This is a genomic window from Streptomyces sp. NPDC101160, from assembly GCF_044768205.1.
GTDB lineage: Bacteria > Actinomycetota > Actinomycetes > Streptomycetales > Streptomycetaceae > Streptomyces.
This window is the reverse complement of record NZ_JBIWPJ010000006.1, coordinates 498,512-520,544: the sequence shown is the minus strand read 5'-3', so window position 1 is coordinate 520,544 and position 22,033 is coordinate 498,512. Positions and strand designations below refer to the sequence as shown.

Here is a 22,033-nt window from a genome sequence, read left to right as displayed (position 1 = left end):
AAGGGAGTGACAGAACCCGTGACCACCACCGCCCCGCGCCTCGGACCGGCCCTCGCCCGGCTGCTGCTCGTCGCCGCCGCGCTCCTCGGCGCCCTGCTCGCCACGGCCGGCCCCGCGTCCGCGCACGCGGCGCTGACCGGCAGCGACCCGCAGGACGGGGCGGTGGTCGCCACCGCCCCCAAGGAGGTCGACCTCACCTTCTCCGAACAGGTCGCCATGAGCGGCGACTCCATCCGGGTCCTCGACCCGGCGGGGAAGCGGGCCGACACGGGCGAGATCCGCGACCGGTGCAGCGGTTCGACCGTCCGCTACGGGGTCGAGCTGCTGCCCGGGCTGCCCGACGGCACCTACACCGTGGCATGGCAGACGGTCTCCGCCGACAGCCACCCCGTCTCCGGCGCCTTCACCTTCTCGATCGGCGCCCCGTCGAAGACCTCCGTCGCCCTGCCGGACACTCCGGTGGGCGGCGGGGTCGTCGGCGCGCTGTACGGGATCGCGCGCTACCTCTCGTACGCCGCCTTCGTCGTCCTCGTCGGCGGCGGCGCGTTCGTGCTCGCCTGCTGGCCGCGCGGTGCGGCCGTACGACCGGTGCAGAAGCTCGTGGTGGGCGGCTGGCTCACGCTGACCGGGTCCACGCTCGCGCTGCTGCTGCTCCGTCACCCGTACACCCGGACCGGGAAGCTCGCCGACGTCTTCGACCTGGGCGGGCTGCGGGCCGTCCTGGAGACGAAGACCGGGGCGGCGCTCTCCTCGCGGCTGCTGCTGCTCGGCGCGGCGGCGCTGTTCGTGGCCGTGCTCTTCGGCGCGTACGCCAGGAAGGTGGAGGAGCGGGACCCCGGGAACGAGGACGACGAGCGCGACGAGGAGGGGCGCCGGGACCTCACCTTCGGGCTCGCGCTCGGCGGCGTCGTCGTCGCCGCCGGCATCGCCGGGACCTGGGCGCTCGCCGAGCACGCCTCCACCGGGCTGCAGCCGGGCGTCGCGATGCCCGTCGACATCCTGCACCTGCTGGCCGTGGCCGTCTGGCTGGGCGGTCTGACCGCGCTGCTCGTCGCGCTGTACCGGGCGCCGTCGGTCGAGCGGTCGGCCGTCGAGCGCTACTCGAAGGTGGCGTTCGGCTCGGTCGTCGTCCTCGCCGCCACCGGGATCTACCAGTCCTGGCGGCAGGTCGGCACCTGGTCGGCGCTCACCGACACCCGGTACGGACAGCTCCTCCTGGTCAAGATCGGCCTGGTCGCCGTGCTCGTGGCCATCGGCTGGGTGTCGCGACGCTGGGTGCGGCGGCTCGCCGAGGCGCCCGCTTCCGAGCGGGCGGAGGAGGCCGCTTCCGAGCGGGCGGAGGAGGCCGAGGAGCCTTCGGGAGCCGAGGCCGCCTCGATCGTCGAGGTCAACGAGGAGCGGGCCGCGCAGCTCGCGCGGCAGCGGGCCGCCGTCGCCACCGCCCGGCGGAAGAAGGCGCGCGACGCGGACCCCGAGCGGGCCGGTCTGCGCCGCTCGGTGCTCACCGAGGCCGCCGTCGCCGTCGTGCTGCTCGCCGTCACGACCGTGCTGACCGCCACCGAGCCCGCCCGCACGGCGGAGGAGACGGGCCGGGGCCGGGCCGCGGCCGGGTCCACCGCCGTCCCCAACCGCCCGATCGACGTCCGGCTGCCCTTCGACACGGGCGGCGTCGACGGCAAGGGCACCGTGCAGGTCACCCTCGACCCGGGCCGTACGGGCGCCAACGCGCTGCACATCTACGTACTGCGGCCGAACGGGCGGGGCCTGGACGTCCCCGAGGTGAAGGTCGCCTTCACCCTAAAGGAGAAGAACATCGGCCCGCTGCCGGTGCTGCCCGACCGGGTCCAGACCGGACACTGGAGTGCGGCCGGCGTCCAGCTGCCGATGCCGGGCGAATGGACGATGCAGGTCACGGTCCGCACCTCCGACATCGACCAGACCACCATCGAGAAGAACGTGAAGATCGGCTGAGCCCCGTGAGCGACAACAATCTTGAGATCTCCCGGCGGCGGGTGCTCGGCACCGTGGGCGCGGCAGGCGCCGCCGGGCTGGTGATCGGCGCGGCCGGCGGTGCCGGGATCACCGCGGCAGTGTCCGAGGACGGCCCCGCCGGCGGCGCCGCGGGCCCGCAGGCACTCGCCTCCGTCGGCGCGACCGAGGTGATGTTTCACGGGAAACATCAAGCGGGGATCACCACTCCGCTTCAGGCCCGCGGCCATCTGATCGCCTTCGACCTCGTCCCCGGCGCCGGCCGCAAGGAGGCCGCCGCGCTGCTGCGCCGCTGGTCGGCCACGGCCAAGGCGCTGATGGCGGGCGGGACGGCGACCGACGACACCGGGATCGCGCTCGACGCGGGGCCGTCCTCCCTGACGGTGACCTTCGGCTTCGGCCGCACCTTCTTCGACCGCACCGGGCTCGCCGCGCGCCGCCCGGCGCAGCTGGACCCGTTGCCCGCCTTCTCGTCCGACGCGCTCGACCCGAAGCGTTCGGAGGGCGATCTGTGGGTGCAGATCGGCGCGGACGACGCCCTGGTCGCCTTCCACGCGCTGCGCGCGGTCCAGAAGGACGCGGCGGGCGCGGCCCGGGTGCGCTGGCAGATGAACGGCTTCAACCGGTCCGCCGGGGCCACGGCCAGGCCGATGACGGCCCGCAACCTGATGGGCCAGGTGGACGGCACGAACAACCCGAAGCCGTCCGAGCCCGACTTCGACCGCCGGATTTTCGTGCCCGGGTCCTCCTCGTCCGACTGGATGGCGGGCGGCTCGTACGCGGTGGTGCGGCGGATCCGGATGCTGCTCGACGACTGGGAGAAGCTCCCGCTCGACAAGCAGGAGAAGGTCATCGGCCGGCGGAAGGCTGACGGCGCACCGCTGAGCGGCGGGACCGAGACGACCAGACTCGACCTGAACAAGCTCGGCCCGGACGGCAAGGCCGTCATCCCGGACAACGCCCACGCCCGGATCTCCGCCCCCGAACAGAACGGCGGAGCGGCGATGCTGCGCCGCCCGTTCTCCTTCCACGACGGGATCGCTCCCGACGGCACGCCGGACGCCGGCCTGCTCTTCGTGTGCTGGCAGGCCGACCCGCTGCGCGGCTTCGTGCCGGTGCAGCGCAAGCTCGACCGGGGCGACGCGCTGTCCCCGTTCGTGCGGCACGAGTCGAGCGGTCTGTTCGCGGTGCCGGGCGGGCCGGCCGAGGGCGAGTACGTGGGCCAGCGGCTGCTTGAGGCGTAGTCGGCCTGCTCGCGGCGCGGCCGGGTTTCTCCCGTCGTAGCCGGCTTCTCAAGGCGCAGAACGCCGCCGCCCCGGCGGACCGGCTCCACTAGGGTGACCGTATGTCCGCCACCCGGTATACGTATCTCGGTCCCGAAGGCACTTTCACGGAGGCCGCGCTGCGTACGCTGCCCGAGGCCGCGACGCGGGAGCTCGTCCCGATGGTCTCGGTACCGGCCGCGCTCGACGCCGTGCGCAACGGTGAGGCGGCGGCGGCGCTCGTGCCCATCGAGAACTCGGTCGAGGGCGGCGTGACCGCCACGCTCGACGAGCTGGCCTCGGGCGAGCCGCTGATGATCTACCGCGAGGTGGTCCTGCCGATCGCCTTCGCCCTGCTCGTACGGCCGGGGACGAAGCTGTCGGAGATCAAGACGGTCACCGGCCATCCGGTCGCCCAGCCGCAGGTGCGGAACTGGCTGCGGTCGCATCTGCCGGAGGCGGTGTGGGAGTCGGCGGCCTCCAACGCGGACGGGGCCCGGCTCGTGCAGGAGGGCCGCTTCGACGCGGCCTTCGCGGGCGAGTTCGCGGCGGCGACGTACGGTCTCGAGCCGCTGGTGACCGAGATCCACGATGCCGAGAACGCGGAGACGCGGTTCGTGCTCGTGGGCCGCCCGGCGCGGCCGGCGGCGCCCACCGGGGCCGACAAGACCTCGGTGGTGCTGTGGCTCGGCGACGACCACCCGGGCGCCCTGCTCGAACTCCTCCAGGAGTTCGCGGTGCGCGGGGTCAACCTGATGCTGATCCAGTCGCGTCCGACGGGCGCGGGCATCGGCAACTACTGCTTCGCCGTCGACGCCGAGGGCCACATCTCGGACCGGCGGGTCGGCGAGGCGCTGATGGGCCTGAAGCGGATCTGCCCGCAGGTGCGCTTCCTGGGCTCGTACCCGCGCGCGGGCGTCGCGCCCGAGGACGTACGGCCGCTGCGGCGCGGGACGACGGACACCGAGTTCACGGCGGCGTCGGACTGGCTGGCCCGGGCCCAGGACGGCCGGGCCTGAGTTATCCACAGGCTTGCCCCGCAGCCTGGGGACAAGTCGACATGGCGGTCGCGACAGGTCGACAAATCGCCGTCATCCCAGGTCCGGGGCCCCACACTTTGGAGCGAGCAATTCCCACTCGAAGGAGTGGGAAAATGCCGTAAAGATCGACGGACGGCGCTCGTCCACAGATCTTTCGCACACCCTGTGGATAACTCACTCTCGCTGTGCAGAACTCCGAATGAGTAATTCACTGGAAAGTGAAGCAATTCGGGCAAAGCGACATGCAAACCCATATCGAGTAGGGCCGTACCTGCCGCACCGGTAGCCTGGTGGGGTGATTGACCTTCGCCTGCTCCGTGAGGACCCCGACCGTGTTCGCGCCTCCCAGCGCGCCCGTGGAGAGGACGTCGGCCTCGTCGACGCCCTGCTCTCCGCCGATGAGCGGCGCAGGTCGTCCGGCGTCCGCTTCGACGAACTCCGCTCCGAGCAGAAGTCGCTCGGCAAGCTGATCCCCAAGGCCTCCCCCGAGGAGCGCGCCGAGCTGCTGCAGAAGGCCGAGCAGCTCAAGTCCGACGTAAAGGCCGCCGAGGCCGAGCAGAACGAGGCCGACGAGACGGCCCGCGCGCTGCTGCTCCAGCTCGGCAACATCGTCCACCAGGACGTGCCGGTCGGCGGCGAGGAGGACTTCGTCGTCCTCGAGACGCACGGCACCATCCGCGACTTCGCCGCCGAGGGCTTCGAGCCCAAGGACCACCTGGAGCTCGGCGAGGCGCTCGGCGCCATCGACGTCGAGCGCGGCGCCAAGGTCTCCGGCTCGCGCTTCTACTACCTGACCGGCGTCGGCGCGCTCCTGGAGCTCGCCCTGGTCAACGCGGCGATCGCGCAGGCCACCGAGGCCGGCTTCATCCCGATGCTCACCCCGGCCCTGGTCCGCCCGCGCGCCATGGAGGGCACCGGCTTCCTCGGCCAGGCCGCCGAGAACGTGTACCACCTGGAGAAGGACGACTTCTACCTGGTCGGCACGTCCGAGGTGCCGCTCGCCGCGTACCACATGGACGAGATCATCGAGGCCGACAAGCTGCCGCTGCGCTACGCCGGCTTCTCGCCGTGCTTCCGCCGCGAGGCCGGCACGTACGGCAAGGACACCCGCGGCATCTTCCGCGTCCACCAGTTCGACAAGGTCGAGATGTTCTCGTACGTCGCTCCGGAGGACGCCGAGGCCGAGCACAAGCGGCTCCTGGAGTGGGAGAAGCAGTGGCTCAACTCCCTTGAGCTGCCCTTCCAGGTCATCGACGTCGCCACCGGCGACCTCGGCGCGTCGGCCTCGCGCAAGTTCGACTGCGAGGCGTGGATCCCGACCCAGGGCAAGTACCGCGAGCTGACCTCGGCGTCCAACTGCGACGGCTTCCAGGCCCGCCGCCTCTCCGTGCGCATGCGCGAGGAGAAGGACGGCAAGAAGACCGTGCAGCCGCTGGCCACCCTGAACGGCACGCTGTGCGCCGTCCCGCGCACCATCGTGGCGATCCTGGAGAACCACCAGCTGGCCGACGGCTCGGTGCGGGTGCCCGAGGTGCTGCGCCCCTACCTCGGCGGCCGCGAGGTCCTGGAGCCGGTCTCCAAGTGAGCACGTTCCCGGTGAGCACGTTCCCCTACCGCCTGGTCGCGACGGACCTCGACGGCACGCTGCTGCGGGCCGACGAGTCCGTCTCCGAGCGGACGCGCGCGGCGCTCGTCGCGGCGAGCGAGGCCGGAGCGGCGCACATCATCGTGACCGGGCGGGGGGTGCCCTGGACCCGGCACATCCTCGACGACCTCGGCTACGAGGGGATCGCGGTGTGCGGGCAGGGCGCGCAGGTCTACCACGCCGGTGAGGACCGGCTGCTGACCTCGCTCACGCTCGACCGGCAGCTCGCCGGCCTCGCCCTCTCCAAGATCGAGGCGGAGGTCGGGCCGCTGGCCCTGGCCGCGAGCCGCGACGGTCTGGAGGGCGAGGTCCTGATCGGCCCCGGCTACCGGAACCAGGAAGGGCCGCTGCCGTACGTCCCGTACGAGGACCCGGCCGAGCTGTGGGCGGCGCCGCTGACCAAGCTCTACATCCAGCACCCGACGCTGACCGACGACGAGCTGACCCTGATCGCCCGGGAGACCGTCGGCGGGCTCGTCGACGTCGTCCTGGCCGGCCCGGGCATCGTGGAGATCGTCCCGCTCGGCCTCACCAAGGCCACCGGCCTCTCGATCGCCGCGCGCCGGCTCGGCGTGAAGGCCGCGGAGACCATCGCCTTCGGCGACATGCCCAACGACATTCCGATGTTCGGCTGGGCGGCCCGGGGCGTGGCGATGGCCAACGCGCACGTGGAGCTGAAGGCGGTCGCCGACGAGGTGACCGGCTCGAACGAGGAGGACGGCATCGCCGTCGTCCTGGAGCGTCTGCTCCGGTCCTGAGAAGAGCGAGGAGAAGCGGGGCGGCCCGCGCGGTTCGCCTCCGCGCGCTCGAAGCGGCCGCCCCGTTTCGTACCCCTAGTGTGCGCCGGGCTCCCCGCCGCCCACCAGCGGTTTTCGCCCCGGCCCGGGCCCCGGCCCCGGTCCCGCGGCACGGGTGAGCGGCCAGAAGGCCAGGCCGATGACGAGCGAGATCGCGTGCCCGAGGTCCGTGTACGTGCGGTTGGTGACCAGCGGCACGGCGAAGAAGGCCACCGCCCCGGCGAGGTAGAGCCAGCGCCAGGGGCGCGGCAGCCGGTAGGTGAGGATGCCGGCCGAGGCCGCGAGACCGTAACTCACCCCGATGTCGACGACGTGCGCCATGCTGCGCGGCACGTGCTGGTCCCGGATGGCGAGGAGGACCACCTCCTGGCTGATGAGGGTGGCCGCGACGTGCGCGGTGGCGACGACGACCAGCCATTTCACGGTGCCGAGCCAGCGCTCGACGGGCGCGTGCAGGACCTCGAAGAGGACGACGTAGAGGAGCAGGCTCTCCGGGTTCTCGATCCAGAATGCGCTGCTGAGCAGCGCGCGCAACGGATGGTGGGAGAGCTCGAAGAGATTGCTGCTGTTCCGGTGCAGCAGATAGCGCTCGAGCCGGTCCGGGGAAAGCGCGATGACCAGGCTGGTGATGGCGATGACGGCCAGCCAGAGGTGCGTACCGGGTGACGAACGCACCCACGACCTGATCGGCCGTGACGGTTCGCCACCCGGTGACACCGGGAATCGGCTTGAGGTTTTGCTCGGCACATATCAGTGCCTATCACCCCGAGCTGGGTGATTTATGAGCGAAACCTTCTCCTCTGGGAGAAACCTCAGAAATTGATCATGTGTCCGGCAATACCGTGGATCGCTTCCTTCACGGCCTCGCCCAGGGTCGGGTGCGCGTGCACGTTGCGCGCGACCTCGTGGACCGTGAGGTCCCACTGCTGCGCCAGGGTCAGCTCGGGCAGCAGTTCGGTGACGTCCGGGCCGATCAGGTGGGCGCCGATGATCTCGCCGTACTTGGCGTCGGCGACGATCTTCACGAAGCCGGTCGAGTCGCCGAGGCCGTGCGCCTTGCCGTTCGCCATGAACGGGAACTTGGAGACCTTGACGTCGTAGCCCTTCTCGCGCGCCTGGGCCTCGGTGTAGCCGAAGCTCGCGATCTGCGGCTGGCAGTAGGTGGCGCGGGGGATCATCGGGTAGTCGAGCTCCATCGTCTCGGCGTCCGCGATGGTCTCGGCGGCGATGACGCCCATGGCCTCGGCGGTGTGCGCGAGCATCAGCTTCGCGGTCACGTCACCGATGGCGTAGATGTGCGGCACGGAGGTGCGGCAGCGGCCGTCGACGTCGATGGCGCCGCGCTCGGTGAGGGCGACACCGGTGTTCTCCAGGCCGTAGCCGGAGACGTTCGGCGCGAAGCCGATGGCCTGCAGGACCTTGTCGGCCTCCAGGATCTTCTGCGAGCCGTCCTTGCCGGTGACGGTGACGCGGACCTGCGGGCCGGACTCGTCGATGGCGTCGACACGGGTCGAGGTGAGGACGTCGATGCCGAGCTTGCGGTACTGCTTCGCGAGCTCCTTGGACACCTCCTCGTCCTCCAGCGGGGCCATCCGGTCGAGGAACTCGACGATGGTGACCTTGGTGCCGTAGTTGTTCAGGACGTACGCGAACTCGATGCCGATCGCGCCGGCGCCGGCGATGATGATCGACTGCGGGGCGTCCTCGGCGAGGATCTGCTCCTCGTACGACACGACGCGGTCGCTGAGGGCGGTGCCGGGCAGCAGACGCGCGGTGGCGCCGGTGGCGATGATGCAGTTGTCGAAGGTGATCGTCTGCGTGGTGCCGTCGGCCTTCGCCACCTGGAGGGTGTTCGCGTCGAGGAAGGTGCCCCGGCCGTCGAACTCGGTGATGCCGTTCTTCTTCATGAGGAAGTGGACGCCCTTGACGCGGCCGTCCGCGACCGTGCGGCTGCGGCGGAACGCCTCGCCGTAGTCGAAGGAGACCGTGCCGTCGACCTTGATGCCGAAGGTCTTGGCCTCGTGGTTGAAGATGTGGGCGAGCTCGGCGTTGCGCAGCAGCGCCTTGGTGGGGATGCAGCCGACGTTCAGGCAGACACCGCCCCAGTACTTCTCCTCGACGACCGCGACCCGCTTGCCCAGCTGGGCGGCGCGGATGGCGGCGACGTAGCCGCCGGGGCCAGCTCCGAGTACGACGACGTCGAAGCGGTCTGACATGACTGACTCCCGAGGGTGGTGAGGGTGTTCGGCACACGTACGAGCCCACAGTAGTCCGGTCGCTGTGGGCCGGCCGGGGAGGCGAGCGACGTCACTTGTAGGATGACTGGGCAACCGGGCGAATGTCCTCGAAGGCGGGAGCGACGATGGCACTGAAGGCGGCGGGACGGACCTCGCTGGTGGACTCCGTGGTCGAGCAGTTGCGGGCGCAGCTCGCGGCCGGCGAGTGGGCGGTCGGGGACCGGATTCCCACCGAGCACGAGCTGGCGGCGCTCCTCGGCGTCGGCCGCAACACGGTCCGCGAGGCCGTCCGGGTCCTCGTCCACGCCGGGCTGCTCGAGTCCCGTCAGGGCAACGGCACCTTCGTCAGGTCCACCGCCGACCCGGCCGCCGTCCTGGGCGCCGTGCGGCACGCGGGCGCCGGTGACGTCCTGGAGCTGCGCGCCGCCCTGGAGGCTGAGGCGGCGCGGCTCGCGGCCGTGCGGCGCGACACCCACGACCTGCTGCGGCTGCGCGCGGCCCTGACCACGCTGCGCGAAGAGGGCGACCGGAACGCGGACGCCGACCTCGCCTTCCACCTGGCGGTCGTCGAGGCCACCCACAACACCGCCTTCCGCGAGGTCTACCGCTTCTTCTCCACCCAGGTGCACGAGGTGCTGGTCGAGGCGCTGTGCGACGCGGCGATGCCGGCGGTCGACATCGACCTGCACGAGGCCGTCGTCGTGGCCATCGAGAACGGCGACGCGGAGGCGGCGGAGGCGGGGGCGCGGGAGCTGCTGCGGGTGCCGATGGAAACGCACGCGGCGCTGGACGCGGCGCTGGCCGACGCGGCCGAGGGTGATGCCCGGTGACGGCCGGTTCGTCGACGACGCTTCACGTGGACGCGGGGGCAGGGGCCCATTCTTCCGCGGGCGGTGCGGGCGGGGCCGCCGGTGCGGGCAGTGCCGCTGGTGCGGGCGGTGCCGCCAGTGCCGCCGTTGCGGTCGGCGCGGCTGGTGCGGCCGCTGCCGCCGGCGCCGCCGGTGCGGCTGGTGCGGCCGGCGCGGGCGCCCGGCGGGCGCTGCTCGCGCACCCGGCGCTGCTCCTCGTCGGCATCGTGCTGGCCTCGCTCAACATGCGGGCCGCCCTCGCGAGCGTGTCGCCGCTGGTGAGCGAGCTGGCGGAGACGTATGGACTGTCGGCGGCGGCCAGTTCCCTGGTGACCTCGGTGCCGGTGCTCTTCCTGGGCCTCGGCGCGCTCGTGGCGCCCTGGCTCGGCCGTCGCTTCGGCGCCGAGCGGGTCCTCCTCGCGGCCCTCCTGCTGCTCGGCGCGGGCATCCTGGTGCGGATCCTCCCGACGGCGGCCGCGCTCTACGCGGGCGGTGTCCTGGTCGGCACGGCGATCGCCCTGCTCAACGTCCTGATGCCGGGCCTGATCAAGCGTGACTTCCCGGACCGGGCCGCCTCCATGACCTCCGTCTACACGGGCGCCATGATCGCGGGCGCCACCCTCGTCGCCGCCTCCTCGGTGCCCCTGGAGCGGGTCCTCGGCGGCTGGCAGGCGTCGCTGGGCGTCTGGTCGCTGCTGGCGGTCGTGGCGGCGCTCGCCTGGCTGCCGCAGCTGCTGATCGCCCGGGGGCGTACGGGGCACGAGGTGCGGGCCGTTCCGGCCGCTTCCGTGGCCGCGCGGCCGGTGAGTGTGTGGCGGTCGGCGCTGGCCTGGCAGGTCACGCTCTTCATGGGACTTCAGTCGCTGTGGACGTACGTGCTGATCGCCTGGATGCCGACGATCTTCACGGACCACGGGATGAGCCGCTCCACCGCCGGTGTCGTCTTCGCCTTCAACAACCTGATGCAGGTGGTCGGCGCCTTCGCCGTGCCGCTGCTCGCGGGCCGGATGCGCAGCCAGCGCCCGCTGATCGTGCTGGTCACCTCGCTGGTGGCGGCCGGTTACGCGGGCCTCATGGCGGCCCCGGTCGAGGGCGCCTGGCTCTGGTCGGCGCTGCTCGGCGTCGGGCAGGGCGGGGCGGTGGGCCTCGCGCTCACCCTGATCGTGCTGCGCACGGGCGACGCGGCGACGGCCGCCCGGCTCTCCGGCATGGCCCAGACCGTCGGCTATCTCCTGGCCGCCGCCGGCCCGCTGGCCGCGGGCGCCCTGCACCAGGCGAGCGGCTCCTGGACGCTGCCGCTGGCCGTGGTGCTCGGCGTGTGCGCGACGGCGCTCGCGCTGGGACTGCTCGCGGCCCGGAACCGTACGGTCTAGACGGACCCCGTCCGTCCTCCCGTACTGCTCCGGGCCGGCAAGGCCGTACGACTCCGGGGCTCGTACGGCTCCGCATGGGCGGCCCCGTACGCCTCCGAGCCGCGTGCCCGGGTCGGTCTACTCCTCGCCCGCCAGCGTCATCGTCCGCAGCTTGGCGCCCGCGAACCAGGTCGCGCCGACCGTCACCGCGACGAGGAGCACCATCGCCGTCGGCAGCGCCACCTCGGAGGTGATCAGGGCGTCGCCGGTGACCTTCTCGGCGAGTGCGAGCGCCCACTGCTGGACGCTGAGGGTCTTGGCACCGGAGATCAGGGAGCCGAACAGTGCCTCCCAGACCAGGGCGTAGACCAGGCCGATGACGACGGCGTGCCGGCTGACCGTGCCGAGCAGCAGGAACAGCGCGCTGTAGGCGATGGAGGCCACCAGGGCCGCCACGGTGTAGGCGACCGCCACCTGCTGGCCGTTGCCGTTGAGGACGAAGCCGGCGATCAGGGTCGGCACGGCGGAGAAGACCATGGTGACGGCGACGGCCACGGTCAGCTTGGTGACGATGATCGTCGACCGCTTCACCGGCTTGGCGAGCAGATAGACGATCGAGCCGTCGTCGATCTCCGGCCCGATCGCTCCGGTGCCGGCGATCACGCCGATCAGCGGCACCATCGTGGCGAGCGCGAAGCCGCCGAGGAAGTTGGCGGCGACCTGGTCGTCGGCGCCGTTGAACATCCGGACCGCCGCGGCGATCACGATCAGCAGGGCGGGCAGCGCGAAGAGGATCAGCGCACGCCGGCGGCCGAGGAGGGCCCGGTAGGTGAGCCGGGCGACGGTGGGGTGATACATCGGTCGGGCTCCTTTCAGGCCGTTACGAGGTACGAGAAGACGGATTCGAGGGACTCGTCCGAGGGCGAGACCGTGTGCAGCCTGATGCCCTGCTCCTTGGCGACCTTCGGGAGCAGCGCGGTGAACCGGCCGAAGTCCACGGCCTGGATGCGCAGCGCGCCCTCCGTGAGGTCGACCTCGATGCCGGCCGTCGACGGGTCGGCGATGAGCGCCGCCGCGAGCGCCCGGTCGTCGCTGGAGCGGACGAGATAGCGGTGCGGCCGGTCGGTCATCAGCCGGCGGATGCGCCGGAAGTCGCCGGAGGCGGCGTGCCGTCCGGCCACGATCACCTCGATGTGCGAGGCGAGCTGCTCGACCTCCTCCAGGATGTGCGAGGAGAACAGCACCGTGCGGCCGTCGGCGCCCATCCGGCGCAGCAGGTCCATCAACTGCATGCGCTGGCGCGGGTCCATGCCGTTGAACGGCTCGTCGAGCAGCAGCACCGACGGCTCGTGGACGAGGGCCGAGGCCATCTTCACGCGCTGCCGCATGCCCTTGCTGTACGTGGCGATCTTGCGGTCCTGCGCGTACTCCATCTCCACCGTGGCGAGGGCCTTCCGGGCCTCCGCGTCGCCGAGGCCCTGCAACTCGGCGTTGGCGACGACGAATTCGCGGCCGGTGAGGAAGTCGTACATCGCCTCCCGCTCGGGCACGACGCCGATCTCCTTGTAGACCGACTCGTTGCGCCAGATCGTCTCCCCGTCGAGGGTGACGGTGCCGGTGGAGGGGGCGAGGAAGCCGCCCATCATGTTGATGAGGGTGGACTTGCCGGCGCCGTTGGGACCGAGCAGTCCGGTGACGCCCGGGCCGATGGTCATGGTGACGTCGTTGACGGCCACCACGTTGCCGAACCAGCGCGAGGCGTGGTCGATGTTCAGGACCGTCATGTCACAGCCCGACCTTTCGGTAGCGGCGCATCAGCACACCGTACGAACCGGCGATGAGCGCGAGGACGACCAGCAGGTAGATCGCGCCGACGGCGGCGCCGGGCGCCGCGCCCTCACCGCCGGGGAAGGAGGTCGGCGCGCCGAGAAACGCCGCCTGCACGCCACCGATGAGGGTGATCGGCGAGAAGAGGCCGATCCACTTGACGGCACTGATGTTGTCGGTGCCGTAGGCGATGCCCTGGAGGGTGGTGACCGCTCCGTACGAGATCACCAGCGTGGCGATGACGGCGGCGACGCCGAAGCCGCGGCGCGGGGTGAGGGCCGCCATGACGAGCCCGAGACCACCGAAGAGGAGGGACAGCAGGGCCACGGACACCAGGCCCTGGCCGAACATCTCGGTCTGGTCGGCGAAGTCCATCTTGGCGAGCAGCGATCCGATCCAGAGGATCAACAGGGGGGAGGCGGTCAGGATGAAGAGCGCCGAGCTCATCGCGGCGAACTTGGCGAGGACGTAGTCCACGCGCTCGATCGGGCGGGCGAAGTACAGCGGCACGGTGCGGAAGCGCAGGTCGCGGGAGACGGACTGCGGGGCCTGGGCGGCCACGAAGATCGCGATCACCATATGGAGGAAGATCGCGTACTGCGTGTACTCCATCACCAGCTTCGGGGCCTTGGTGAAGACCGCGACGGCCACGACGACCAGGGCGGGCACGCACATCACGGCGAACAGCAGCATCGGCAGCACCTTGGACTTGGCGCTGCGGCCGAGCCCGTACGCGCCGCGCAGCGACTGCGAGAACAGCGCCCGGCGGGCGGCGGCGCGGCCGAGGCGCGGTCCGTCGTAACTGCGGTATCCGATGTTGTGGATACGGGTGTCCGCAGAGCTGGTCGCCGAGCCGTTCGCCGAGTTTTCGGTGGCGTGGGTGCTCATCGCGCCGGCACCTCCTCCTGCTGCTGGTCCTTGGCCTGGAAGACCTCGGCGATGTGGTGGCGGCGCTGCTCCATGCGGACCAGGCCGAGGCCGAGGCCGGCGACGGTGTCGCGGACGAGGTCGTAGGTCTCCTCGCCCGCGGCGTCGAGGAGCAGGATGTGCCCGGCGCCCGGCAGCCCGTCCTCCACGCCCGCGTGGAGCTGGACGCCGGCGGCGGTGAGGGCCGCGCGCAGCGCCTCCGTGCCGTCCGGGTGCTCGTCGGTGTCGGTGACCTCGACGGCGAGGGTGGTCGTGCTGCGGGTGAAGTCACGGGTGGAGCTGGAGCGGAGCAGCTTGCCGCCGTCGATGACGACGACGTGGTCGCAGGTGCGCTCCAGCTCGCCGAGCAGGTGCGAGGTGACCAGGACGGAGATGCCGAAGTCCGTCCATACGCGGCGGATCAGGCCGAGCATGTCGTCGCGGCCGACCGGGTCGAGGCCGTTCGTCGGCTCGTCGAGCAGCACCAGCTGCGGGTCGTGGACGAGGGCCTGGGCCAGCTTCACGCGCTGCTTCATGCCGGTCGAGTAGCCGCCCATGGGGCGGTAGCGCTCCTCGTACAGACCGACGTGGCGCAGGGTGTCGGCGGTCCGCTCGCGGGCGGCGGTCGGCGGCAGGCCGGACATGCGCGCCATGTGGACGACGAACTCGGTGGCCGAGACGTCGGGCGGCAGGCAGTCGTGCTCCGGCATGTAGCCGACGCGCTCGCGGATCCGGTCGCCGGCGGTGGCGACGTCGAGTCCGAGGACCTCGGCGCGGCCCTCCGTGGCCGGGGACAGACCGAGCAGGATCTTGATCATCGTGGACTTGCCGGCTCCGTTGGCACCCACCAGTCCGGTCACACCGGGCCCGATGTCCAGGGAGAGCCGGTCGAGAGCGGTCACCCGGGGGAACCGCTTGCTGAGGCTTTCGGTGGCGATCACAGTCACGTTTCGAAGGTAGTGGCGTGCGTCACGGCAGTCGTCAGCCCAACGGGTCGATTCCTCTCCGACTCCAGATGTACAAGCCCGTAGGGGAGCCGCGACGAAGGTCTCGTTTTCCACAGGCCCGTGCACACCCCTTGACGCAGCCGCCAGGCATTGTCACATTCATCGATGTCAAGTTACGGACGCGTAGGGCTACCGGACGCTCACGCGCGCTCACACACGGACGGGCGGGGTGGCATGGCATCGGCAGGTACGGCGGCGGGCGCGGCGGCGGGTACGGCGGCGACGCGGGAACTCACCGAGGAGCTGCGCGGCTTCAGAGAGGTGCAGCGGCTCTCGTACGCGTGTGCGGAGGCCGTCGCGGCCCAGCTCAAGCCGGGCGTGACGGAGCGCGAGGCGGCGCGGATGCAGCGCGAGTGGCTGTACGAGCGCGGGGTGCGGGACTGGTTCCACCGGCCCTTCGCCTGGTTCGGCGACCGCACGGCCTTCGTCGACTTCAAGATCCCGCTCCAGTTCTTCCCCACGAACCGGAGGCTGGAGGCCGGGATGCCGTTCATCCTGGACATGGCCCCGGTCCACAAGGGCTACACGGCGGACATCGGCTACTCCGGCTGCCTCGGCCTCAACCCCGTCCACGACAAGCTGCTCGCCGACCTCAAGGACCACCGCGAGCTGATCCTGCGCGAGGTGCGCGAGCGCCGCACGCTGCGGGAGATCTACGAGGACGTGGACCGGCTCATGGTCCGCCAGGGCTACGCGAACCGGCACCGGGCCTATCCCTTCGGCGTCATCGCCCACAAGATCGACCGGGTCAGGGAGCGCCGCTGGGCGCCCACCCTGTTCGGCTTCGGCACCCAGTCCCTCAAGGGCCTGGCGAGCGACGCCCTGCACGGCCACCGCGACGGCTGGTCGCCGCTGTGGTCCCCGTACAAGTTCTCCGACCACCCGCCCAGGCCGGGCCTGTGGGCGGTCGAGCCGCACCTCGGATTCCGGGGTACGGGCGCGAAGTTCGAGGAGATCCTGGTCGTCACCGACTCCAGAGACCCCGAGCAGAGCGCGTTCTGGCTGGACGACGACCTGCCGCACGTGCGGCGCTGGAACGAGGAAGGGACGGCGGCCTGATGGCGGGCATCGCGGGACTCACGGGGGCGCGGGAGCGCTGGGTCCGTACCGGCGGGATCGAGCTGTGCGTGGCCGAGCTGGGCGACGAGAGCCGGCCGACCGTGCTGCTCGTGCACGGCTATCCGGACTCCAAGGAGGTCTGGTCGGAGGTCGCGGTCCGGCTCGCCGAGCACTTCCACGTGGTGCTCTACGACGTACGCGGCCACGGCCGGTCGACGGCGCCGACACCGCTGCGCGGCGGGTTCACGCTGGAGAAGCTGACGGACGACTTCCTCGCGGTCGCGGACGCGGTCAGCCCGGACCGCCCGGTCCACCTGGTCGGCCACGACTGGGGCTCGGTGCAGTCCTGGGAGTTCGCGACCGTGCCGCGCACCGAGGGCCGGATCGCCTCCTTCACCTCGATGTCCGGGCCGTCGCTCGACCACTTCGGGCACTGGATCAAGAACCGGATGGCCAGGCCCACCCCGCGCCGGGTCGGCCAGCTCCTCGGCCAAGGCGCCAAGTCCTGGTACGTGTACCTGCTGCACACGCCGTCGCTGCCGGAGCTCGCGTGGCGCGGGCCGCTCGGGAAGCGCTGGCCGCGCATGCTGGAGCGGGTCGAGGGGATCCCGGCCGGCGACTACCCGACGCCGTCCCTGCCGACCGACGCGGCGCACGGCGCCTGGCTCTACCGGGACAACGTGCGGGCCCGGATGCTCCGCCCCCGCACCGACGCGTACGCGCACGTGCCGGTGCAGCTCATCACGCCGACCGGTGACGCCTTCCTCTCCGAGCGGCTCTACGACGACCTGGCCGCCTGGGTGCCGGACCTGACCCGGCGCACGCTGCCGGCCAAGCACTGGGTGCCGCGCACCAGGCCGGACCAACTGGCGGCGTGGATCCGCGAGTTCGTCGAAGCCAACGAGGACCCGGCGGCCAAGGCCCCGAAGACGGCGGCGAAGAGCGGGGTGCGCCCGGAGTACGCGGAGCGCTTCGGCGGCCAGCTGGTCCTGGTGACCGGCGCCGCAAGCGGCATCGGCAGGGCCACCGCCTTCGCCTTCGCCGAGGCCGGCGCCCGGGTGGTAGCCGTGGACCGGGACGCCGAGGGCGCGGCCCGTACGGCGGAGATGTCCCGGCTCATCGGGGCGCCCGCGGCCTGGGGCGAGACCGTCGACGTCGCCGACGAGCAGGCGATGGAGAAGCTGGCCGCGAAGGTGGCGAGCGAGTACGGCGTGGTCGACGTCCTGGTCAACAACGCGGGGATCGGCCTGACCGGCTCCTTCTTCGACACCACGAGCGAGGAGTGGAAGCGGGTCCTCGACGTCAATCTGTGGGGCGTGATCCACGGCTGCCGGGCCTTCGGCGCGCAGATGGCCGAGCGCGGCCAGGGCGGCCACATCGTCAACACGGCGTCGGCGGCGGCCTTCCAGCCCTCCCGCGCGCTGCCCGCGTACAGCACGTCGAAGGCGGCGGTGCTGATGCTCAGCGAGTGCCTGCGGGCCGAGCTCGCGGGGCAGGGCATCGGGGTCTCGGCGATCTGCCCGGGCATCGTGAACACGGGCATCACGTCGACCGCGCGGTTCGCGGGCGTCACGGACGAGGCCGAGGAGAAGCGCCGCCAGAAGAAGGCGTCGCGGCTCTACGGGCTGCGCAACTACCCGCCGGAGAAGGTCGCGGACGCGATCCTGCGCGCGGTGCTGCGCAACGAGGCCGTGGTTCCGGTGACCCCGGAGGCCCGCGGTGCCCACGCCCTGTCCCGGCTGGCGCCGGGCCTGCTGCGCGGCCTCGCGCGCTGGCAGCCGCCGGCGTAGGGGACGGCCGGGCGGGGCGTGGCGGGTCGTACGATCCCTCGACGGGTGAAGGGAGCGGTCGGTGGGAGCGGTTTTGTCGGAGCAGTCAGCACATCCGGGGTCCGGGTCGGGGTCGCATCCGGAGTACCGGATCGAGGACCTGGCCCATCGCAGCGGGGCCACCGTGCGGACGATCCGCGCCTACCAGGACCGCGGTCTGCTGCCCCGCCCGGAGCGCCGCGGCCGGTCGAACGTGTACGGGGACACGCATCTGGCCCGGCTGCGGCAGATCGCCGACCTGCTGGACCGCGGCTACACGCTGGCCTCCATCAAGGAGCTCCTGGAGGCCTGGGACGCCGGGCGGGGGCTCGGCGGGGTGCTGGGTCTCGTCGCCGAGGTCGACGGGCCGTGGACGGACGAGGAGGCCGACCGGATCTCGCGCGCCGAGCTCGACGCGCGGTTCGGCGGCCGGCCCGACGAGGACGCGGTCCGCGAGGCCATAGAGCTCGGTGTCCTGGAGCGCATCCCGGACCGGGAGACCGAGGAGTACCTCGTCCCGAGCCCCCAAGAGCTCGCGGTGGCCGCCGAGTTGCACGCGGCGGGCGTGCCGCTCGCCGCCATCACCGGCCATCTGAGGGAACTTCGCGGCCAGGTCGAGCACATCGCCGCCCGTTTCCTGGAGTTCACCAGCGAGCACGTCTTCGCCCGCTATCTGGAGCACCGGCCGCCGACGGACGCGGACGCGGAGGAGGCGACGGACCTGGTGCGCCGGCTCCGCCCGCTCGCCCAGCAGACCGTGGACGCCGAACTGGCCAGGGCGATGCGCCTGTTCGCCACCGCGCACCTCCAGTTCCACCTGTCCCCGGACGCGCCCCCGCCGAGCGGCCGGGAGCCCCGTACGGTCGCCCTGCCGCCGGAGACGATCCGGGCCGTACAGCGGCTCGTTGGCCAGGAGAACGTGTCGGCGTTCATCGCGGCGGCCGCCGAACGCGAGGTACAGACCAGGACATTGGATGCACTCGCCTCAAACAACCGAAAAGATAACCAAGTCGGTCAATCTCTCTGATTTTCCAGGCTTGTTGTCCACAGAAACGTCAACTTGCCTGTGGATAAATACAGTTGGCTGTGGATCAAACCTGGAGCTTCAATGAATTCATGAACGACGAGAAACGCACCGTGAAGGTGTCGAAGTACCTCTCGAAACACCTGCGCCACCAGCCCGAACGCATCGGGCTCGTGCTCGACGCGCACGGCTGGACCGAGATCGACGCGCTCCTGCGGGCCGCCGCCGCGCACGGCTTCCCGATCACCCGCGCCGAGCTCGACCACGTCGTCGCCGCCAACGACAAGAAGCGCTTCGCGATCGAGGGCACCCGGATCCGGGCCAGCCAGGGCCACACGGTCCCGGTCGACCTCGGTCTGCCGGCCGCCGAACCGCCCGCGTACCTCTACCACGGTACGGTCGCCGGCCGGCTGCCCGCCATCCGGGCCGAGGGCCTGCGCCCCATGAGCCGGCACCACGTCCACCTCTCGCCCGACCGCGAGACCGCCACCCGCGTCGGCGCCCGCCGCGGCCGCCCGGTGGTGCTGAGCATCGACGCCGGCGCGATGCACCGGGCCGGGCACGTGTTCCACGTCAGCGCCAACGGCGTCTGGCTCACCGACGCCGTACCGCCGGAGTTCATCCGCTTCCCCGGCTGAGGCCCGCACCGGCAGCAGTCGGGCATGATCGTCCCCATGGGAGCCCACCACCCGCACCTGCCCACGACCGAATCGGCCGTCGCCGCCATCCGCGAGGTGGCCCGGGAGTACAACCTGGAGATGCTGGTCACCGACGACATCGGCGCCGACCAGACCTCCCGCCGCACCTCCGCCGGCGCCTTCGCCGTCCTCGACCCGGACGGCACCCTCCCCCACGAGGCGTTCGTCGAGCTCGGCGGCACCCCGTCGGTCACCGTCCGCCTCTACCCCGAGGACGACGCGCAGATCACCGTCGAAGGCGTCGTCTTCGACGACGTCCCGCGCGACTCCGTACCCGCCTTCCTCCGCTCCGCCTTCGGCGGCCTCGCCCACGTCAAGGGCCGTTTCTTCCCGCCCGGCTGGTGGCTGGTCGTCCCGCTCCCCGGCGACGAGACCTACAAGGAGCCGGTCGCCCTCCGCATGCTCTCCCCCTGGCTCTCGGGCCGGGTCCGGAAGTAGCTTCCCGCGGGGGATGATGTCCGGCAGGGAGGTGGCCCGTGGAGTTGCGCCGGCTCACATACTTCTGCGCCGTCGCCGAGGAGGAGAACCTCGGGCGGGCGGCGCAGCGGCTCGGCCTGCGGTCCCCGTCGCTGAGCCAGCAGATCCGCGCGCTGGAAGCGGAGCTCGGCGCCCGCCTGTTCGTGCGCTCCCCTGCCGGGATGACCCTCACGGCCGCGGGCGCGGCCCTGCTGCCCGAGGCGCGGGCGACGCTGGCGGCGGCGGAACGCGGCAGGCGCGCGGTGGCGGCGGCGGCATCGGCCGCGCGGGCGTGGACGGTGGGAGTGCCGCCCGGGGTGCCGCCCGAACTGCCCCGACGGTTCCGCATCGCCGCCAGGGAGGCCGGTGTGGCGCTGACGTTCGCGGACGCGGGCTCCGCCGAGCAGCTCGCGCGGCTGCGCCGCCGGGAACTCGACTGCTGTGTGCTGACGCTCCCGGCCGACACGGACGGGCTCGAGTCGGTGGTGATCCACGACGAGCCACTGGGTGTGCTGCTGGCCCCCGGGCATCCGCTGGCCGCGCACGGCGCGATCGACTGGGCCGACCTGGAAGGGCAGGAACTGCTCTGGTTCCGCCGGGAGCTGGCCCCCGGCTACCACGATGCCGTCCTGGCCGCCTGCCACACCGCCGGATGGCGACCCGCCGTGCGCGCCGTGCCCCCGCGCCGGGCGCTGCTTCTGGCCGAGCTGGTCTCGGGCGAACCGGTGGTCGCGCTGCGGCCCCGACCCGCCGCGGAGGAGCCGGGCCTGACATGGCGCCCGCTGGCACCGGACCCGCCCCGACTGCGCCTGGCACTCGCCTGGTCGAGTGACCTGCCTCACTCCGGCCTGCGTGCGATCGCCCGCACGCTGGCCTGTTAGGCAGCGGCTCAGCCGCATGAGGCGCTGCCTCGTGGACGGCCCGCGGCGATCAGGCGTTACCTGCCGACATGTTCCTTCTGCTGCTGACCTACCGGGACGGGGTCCTGGACCGGCTCGACGCACTGCTGCCGGAGCACTACGAGTACGTCGACCGGAACATCGCCGACGGCGTCTTCCTCCTGACCGGACGCCGGGTGCCGAGGACCGGCGGCGTGATCCTGGCCCGCGCCGACAGCCGGGAGACCATCGAGAAGGTCATCGCCGAGGACCCCTTCCTCCGCACCGGCGCCGTCACCTACGAAGTGATCGAGTTCGAGCCGACGCGTACCGCGCTCCCCGGCCTGTGCGCCTCGGGACGCCGGTGACATCGCGCTGTCGTACGTGCCGTGCCGGGTGGTTCGGGGCCGGCTCCGCCCGGCGGCGCGGACGGAGCCGGTCTGCCGCTCAGGAGGAGAGGCGGTTCAGTGCCGCGGCGGCGATGCCTTCGACGGAGGCCGGGGCGCCGGCGGGCCGGCCGGAAAGCTCGACGACGGCGACCCTGGTGCCGCTGCGCAGTACCGCGACGCCGCCGCTGACGGCGCCGTCTCCGTTGTGGGCCGGGTACCAGCGGGCGGTGCCGCCGGCGGTGGTCAGGGTGTGGGCCGCGCCGTAGTACCAGTGGCCGGCGGGCTCGTTCTGGCAGTCCTGGACGAGCCCGACGAGCTGCTTCTCCCAGGTGGCGGCCGCGGCCTTGGTGGGGGCGCTCGCGGCCGACTCGGTCAGCAGGCCGTCGGTGGTGAAGGTCCAGGTCACGGACGCGTACCCGGTGGCCTTGCCCTTGGTCAGGTCGCGCATCGTCTCCTCGCCTGAGCACGCGGACAGCGCCTGGCGTCCGTTCAGCGCGACGGTCGCGCCGACCGGGTTCAGGCCCGGCCGGGAGAAGTCCTCGCTCTGGACGAGGTCGGCGGAGCCGAGTCCCGGCGCGACGGCCGCGACCGCGGCCGGGTGGGCGGCGGCGGTGCGGTGGGCGGCCCCGGCGGCGGTGGCCGACTGGGTGCCGACGACGGTGGCCGTGATCAGCGCGGCGGCGAAGCAGGCCGCGGCGGCGACCCGGTTGCGGCGAACGGACTTCTGCTGGACGGTCTTGTTCTGGTTCATCTGGTCCCCCTGCTGGTCGGGACGCCTGCTGCGTCCTCGTACAACCGGGGTGATGCCGCC

At 72.0% G+C, this 22,033-nt stretch carries 21 protein-coding genes; 14 read left to right on the top strand and 7 right to left on the bottom strand.

Annotated features, from left to right (window positions below; genetic code table 11):
- Window positions 1–18: 18 nt before the first annotated feature.
- The 5 genes from ACIRSU_RS21795 to ACIRSU_RS21775 all read left to right on the top strand — a co-directional run bounded on the left by ACIRSU_RS21795 (window position 19) and on the right by ACIRSU_RS21775 (window position 6,694).
- Window positions 19–1,971, top strand: a complete 1,953-nt coding sequence (locus ACIRSU_RS21795; RefSeq protein ID WP_403794524.1) for a copper resistance CopC/CopD family protein — start codon at window positions 19–21, stop codon at window positions 1,969–1,971.
- The gene (gene efeB / locus ACIRSU_RS21790) at window positions 1,896–3,233 is read left to right on the top strand and encodes an iron uptake transporter deferrochelatase/peroxidase subunit (RefSeq protein ID WP_403794521.1); all 1,338 of its coding nucleotides are present in this window, start codon (window positions 1,896–1,898) and stop codon (window positions 3,231–3,233) included. Before ACIRSU_RS21795 ends, efeB begins: the two co-directional genes overlap by 76 nt.
- A 101-nt stretch (window positions 3,234–3,334) precedes the next feature.
- Window positions 3,335–4,270 carry a prephenate dehydratase gene (gene pheA / locus ACIRSU_RS21785; RefSeq protein ID WP_403794518.1) on the top strand — a complete coding sequence of 312 codons (936 nt, stop codon included), beginning with the start codon at window positions 3,335–3,337 and terminating at the stop codon, window positions 4,268–4,270.
- A gap of 316 nt (window positions 4,271–4,586) precedes the next feature.
- The gene (serS, locus tag ACIRSU_RS21780) at window positions 4,587–5,876 is read left to right on the top strand and encodes a serine--tRNA ligase (RefSeq protein WP_403794515.1); all 1,290 of its coding nucleotides are present in this window, start codon (window positions 4,587–4,589) and stop codon (window positions 5,874–5,876) included.
- Between the two features lie 11 nt (window positions 5,877–5,887).
- Window positions 5,888–6,694, top strand: a complete 807-nt coding sequence (locus ACIRSU_RS21775) for an HAD family hydrolase (protein ID WP_403794512.1) — start codon at window positions 5,888–5,890, stop codon at window positions 6,692–6,694.
- A 75-nt stretch (window positions 6,695–6,769) separates the two neighbouring features.
- Here ACIRSU_RS21775 and ACIRSU_RS21770 read toward each other — a convergent pair whose 3' ends face one another.
- Window positions 6,770–7,480, bottom strand: a complete 711-nt coding sequence (locus ACIRSU_RS21770; protein ID WP_403794509.1) for a rhomboid-like protein — start codon at window positions 7,478–7,480, stop codon at window positions 6,770–6,772.
- Between the two features lie 65 nt (window positions 7,481–7,545).
- Entirely contained in the window at window positions 7,546–8,949 is a 1,404-nt protein-coding gene (gene lpdA, locus ACIRSU_RS21765; protein WP_403794507.1) for a dihydrolipoyl dehydrogenase, read from the bottom strand.
- 146 nt (window positions 8,950–9,095) lie between these two features.
- On the opposite strand from lpdA, the gene ACIRSU_RS21760 reads away from it, so the two are divergent.
- Both ACIRSU_RS21760 and ACIRSU_RS21755 read left to right on the top strand, forming a co-directional pair.
- Entirely contained in the window at window positions 9,096–9,800 is a 705-nt protein-coding gene (locus ACIRSU_RS21760; protein WP_403794504.1) for a FadR/GntR family transcriptional regulator, read from the top strand.
- A 209-nt stretch (window positions 9,801–10,009) separates the two neighbouring features.
- Window positions 10,010–11,191, top strand: a complete 1,182-nt coding sequence (locus ACIRSU_RS21755) for a CynX/NimT family MFS transporter (protein WP_403794947.1) — start codon at window positions 10,010–10,012, stop codon at window positions 11,189–11,191.
- A gap of 117 nt (window positions 11,192–11,308) precedes the next feature.
- On the opposite strand, the gene ACIRSU_RS21750 is transcribed toward ACIRSU_RS21755, so the two are convergent.
- From ACIRSU_RS21750 to ACIRSU_RS21735, 4 genes are read right to left on the bottom strand one after another with little or no spacing between them, the layout of a single operon-like run.
- Window positions 11,309–12,028 (bottom strand): ABC transporter permease, encoded by a 720-nt coding sequence (locus tag ACIRSU_RS21750; protein WP_403794502.1) that lies wholly within the window; start codon window positions 12,026–12,028, stop codon window positions 11,309–11,311.
- 14 nt (window positions 12,029–12,042) lie between these two features.
- Entirely contained in the window at window positions 12,043–12,954 is a 912-nt protein-coding gene (locus tag ACIRSU_RS21745) for an ABC transporter ATP-binding protein (RefSeq protein ID WP_403794500.1), read from the bottom strand.
- 1 nt (window position 12,955) lies between these two features.
- The gene (locus tag ACIRSU_RS21740) at window positions 12,956–13,885 is read right to left on the bottom strand and encodes an ABC transporter permease (RefSeq protein ID WP_403794497.1); all 930 of its coding nucleotides are present in this window, start codon (window positions 13,883–13,885) and stop codon (window positions 12,956–12,958) included.
- Window positions 13,882–14,844 (bottom strand): ABC transporter ATP-binding protein, encoded by a 963-nt coding sequence (locus tag ACIRSU_RS21735; protein ID WP_403794944.1) that lies wholly within the window; start codon window positions 14,842–14,844, stop codon window positions 13,882–13,884. Before ACIRSU_RS21735 ends, ACIRSU_RS21740 begins: the two co-directional genes overlap by 4 nt.
- Before the next feature lie 240 nt (window positions 14,845–15,084).
- Between ACIRSU_RS21735 and ACIRSU_RS21730 the strand changes: the two genes are divergently transcribed.
- The 7 genes from ACIRSU_RS21730 (at window position 15,085) to ACIRSU_RS21700 (ending at window position 21,201) form a co-directional block, all read left to right on the top strand.
- Entirely contained in the window at window positions 15,085–15,969 is an 885-nt protein-coding gene (locus tag ACIRSU_RS21730; protein WP_403794494.1) for a M24 family metallopeptidase, read from the top strand.
- The gene (locus ACIRSU_RS21725; protein WP_403794491.1) at window positions 15,969–17,759 is read left to right on the top strand and encodes an SDR family oxidoreductase; all 1,791 of its coding nucleotides are present in this window, start codon (window positions 15,969–15,971) and stop codon (window positions 17,757–17,759) included. The genes ACIRSU_RS21730 and ACIRSU_RS21725 overlap by 1 nt, the downstream gene beginning before the upstream one ends.
- Window positions 17,760–17,832: 73 nt before the next feature.
- Window positions 17,833–18,804: a MerR family transcriptional regulator gene (locus ACIRSU_RS21720; RefSeq protein WP_403794488.1), complete on the top strand. Its 972-nt coding sequence runs from the start codon at window positions 17,833–17,835 to the stop codon at window positions 18,802–18,804.
- An 89-nt stretch (window positions 18,805–18,893) separates the two neighbouring features.
- On the top strand, window positions 18,894–19,439 hold the full coding sequence (locus ACIRSU_RS21715; protein ID WP_403794485.1) for an RNA 2'-phosphotransferase: 546 nt from the start codon (window positions 18,894–18,896) through the stop codon (window positions 19,437–19,439).
- A gap of 36 nt (window positions 19,440–19,475) precedes the next feature.
- Entirely contained in the window at window positions 19,476–19,937 is a 462-nt protein-coding gene (locus ACIRSU_RS21710; protein WP_403794482.1) for a hypothetical protein, read from the top strand.
- A 38-nt stretch (window positions 19,938–19,975) separates the two neighbouring features.
- Entirely contained in the window at window positions 19,976–20,836 is an 861-nt protein-coding gene (locus ACIRSU_RS21705) for a LysR family transcriptional regulator (protein WP_403794479.1), read from the top strand.
- Window positions 20,837–20,904: 68 nt separating this feature from the next.
- Complete coding sequence (locus ACIRSU_RS21700; RefSeq protein ID WP_403794477.1) at window positions 20,905–21,201, top strand: YciI family protein; 297 nt, start codon at window positions 20,905–20,907, stop codon at window positions 21,199–21,201.
- 79 nt (window positions 21,202–21,280) lie between these two features.
- Here ACIRSU_RS21700 and ACIRSU_RS21695 read toward each other — a convergent pair whose 3' ends face one another.
- Window positions 21,281–21,973: a hypothetical protein gene (locus ACIRSU_RS21695; protein ID WP_403794474.1), complete on the bottom strand. Its 693-nt coding sequence runs from the start codon at window positions 21,971–21,973 to the stop codon at window positions 21,281–21,283.
- Between the last annotated feature and the right edge of the window lie 60 nt (window positions 21,974–22,033).

Excerpts from the sequence above, each read along its gene's own strand:
- pheA (WP_403794518.1), top strand. The coding sequence starts at position 3,335 with ATGTCCGCCACCCGGTATACGTATCTCGGTCCCGAAGGCACTTTCACG.
- efeB (WP_403794521.1), top strand. The coding sequence starts at position 1,896 with ATGGACGATGCAGGTCACGGTCCGCACCTCCGACATCGACCAGACCAC.
- ACIRSU_RS21700 (WP_403794477.1), top strand. The coding sequence starts at position 20,905 with ATGTTCCTTCTGCTGCTGACCTACCGGGACGGGGTCCTGGACCGGCTC.
- ACIRSU_RS21760 (WP_403794504.1), top strand. The coding sequence starts at position 9,096 with ATGGCACTGAAGGCGGCGGGACGGACCTCGCTGGTGGACTCCGTGGTC.
- ACIRSU_RS21740 (WP_403794497.1), bottom strand. The coding sequence starts at position 13,885 with ATGAGCACCCACGCCACCGAAAACTCGGCGAACGGCTCGGCGACCAGC.
- ACIRSU_RS21695 (WP_403794474.1), bottom strand. The coding sequence starts at position 21,973 with ATGAACCAGAACAAGACCGTCCAGCAGAAGTCCGTTCGCCGCAACCGG.
- ACIRSU_RS21725 (WP_403794491.1), top strand. The coding sequence starts at position 15,969 with ATGGCGGGCATCGCGGGACTCACGGGGGCGCGGGAGCGCTGGGTCCGT.
- ACIRSU_RS21730 (WP_403794494.1), top strand. The coding sequence starts at position 15,085 with ATGGCATCGGCAGGTACGGCGGCGGGCGCGGCGGCGGGTACGGCGGCG.
- ACIRSU_RS21715 (WP_403794485.1), top strand. The coding sequence starts at position 18,894 with ATGAACGACGAGAAACGCACCGTGAAGGTGTCGAAGTACCTCTCGAAA.
- lpdA (WP_403794507.1), bottom strand. The coding sequence starts at position 8,949 with ATGTCAGACCGCTTCGACGTCGTCGTACTCGGAGCTGGCCCCGGCGGC.
- ACIRSU_RS21750 (WP_403794502.1), bottom strand. The coding sequence starts at position 12,028 with ATGTATCACCCCACCGTCGCCCGGCTCACCTACCGGGCCCTCCTCGGC.
- ACIRSU_RS21710 (WP_403794482.1), top strand. The coding sequence starts at position 19,476 with ATGGGAGCCCACCACCCGCACCTGCCCACGACCGAATCGGCCGTCGCC.
- ACIRSU_RS21745 (WP_403794500.1), bottom strand. The coding sequence starts at position 12,954 with ATGACGGTCCTGAACATCGACCACGCCTCGCGCTGGTTCGGCAACGTG.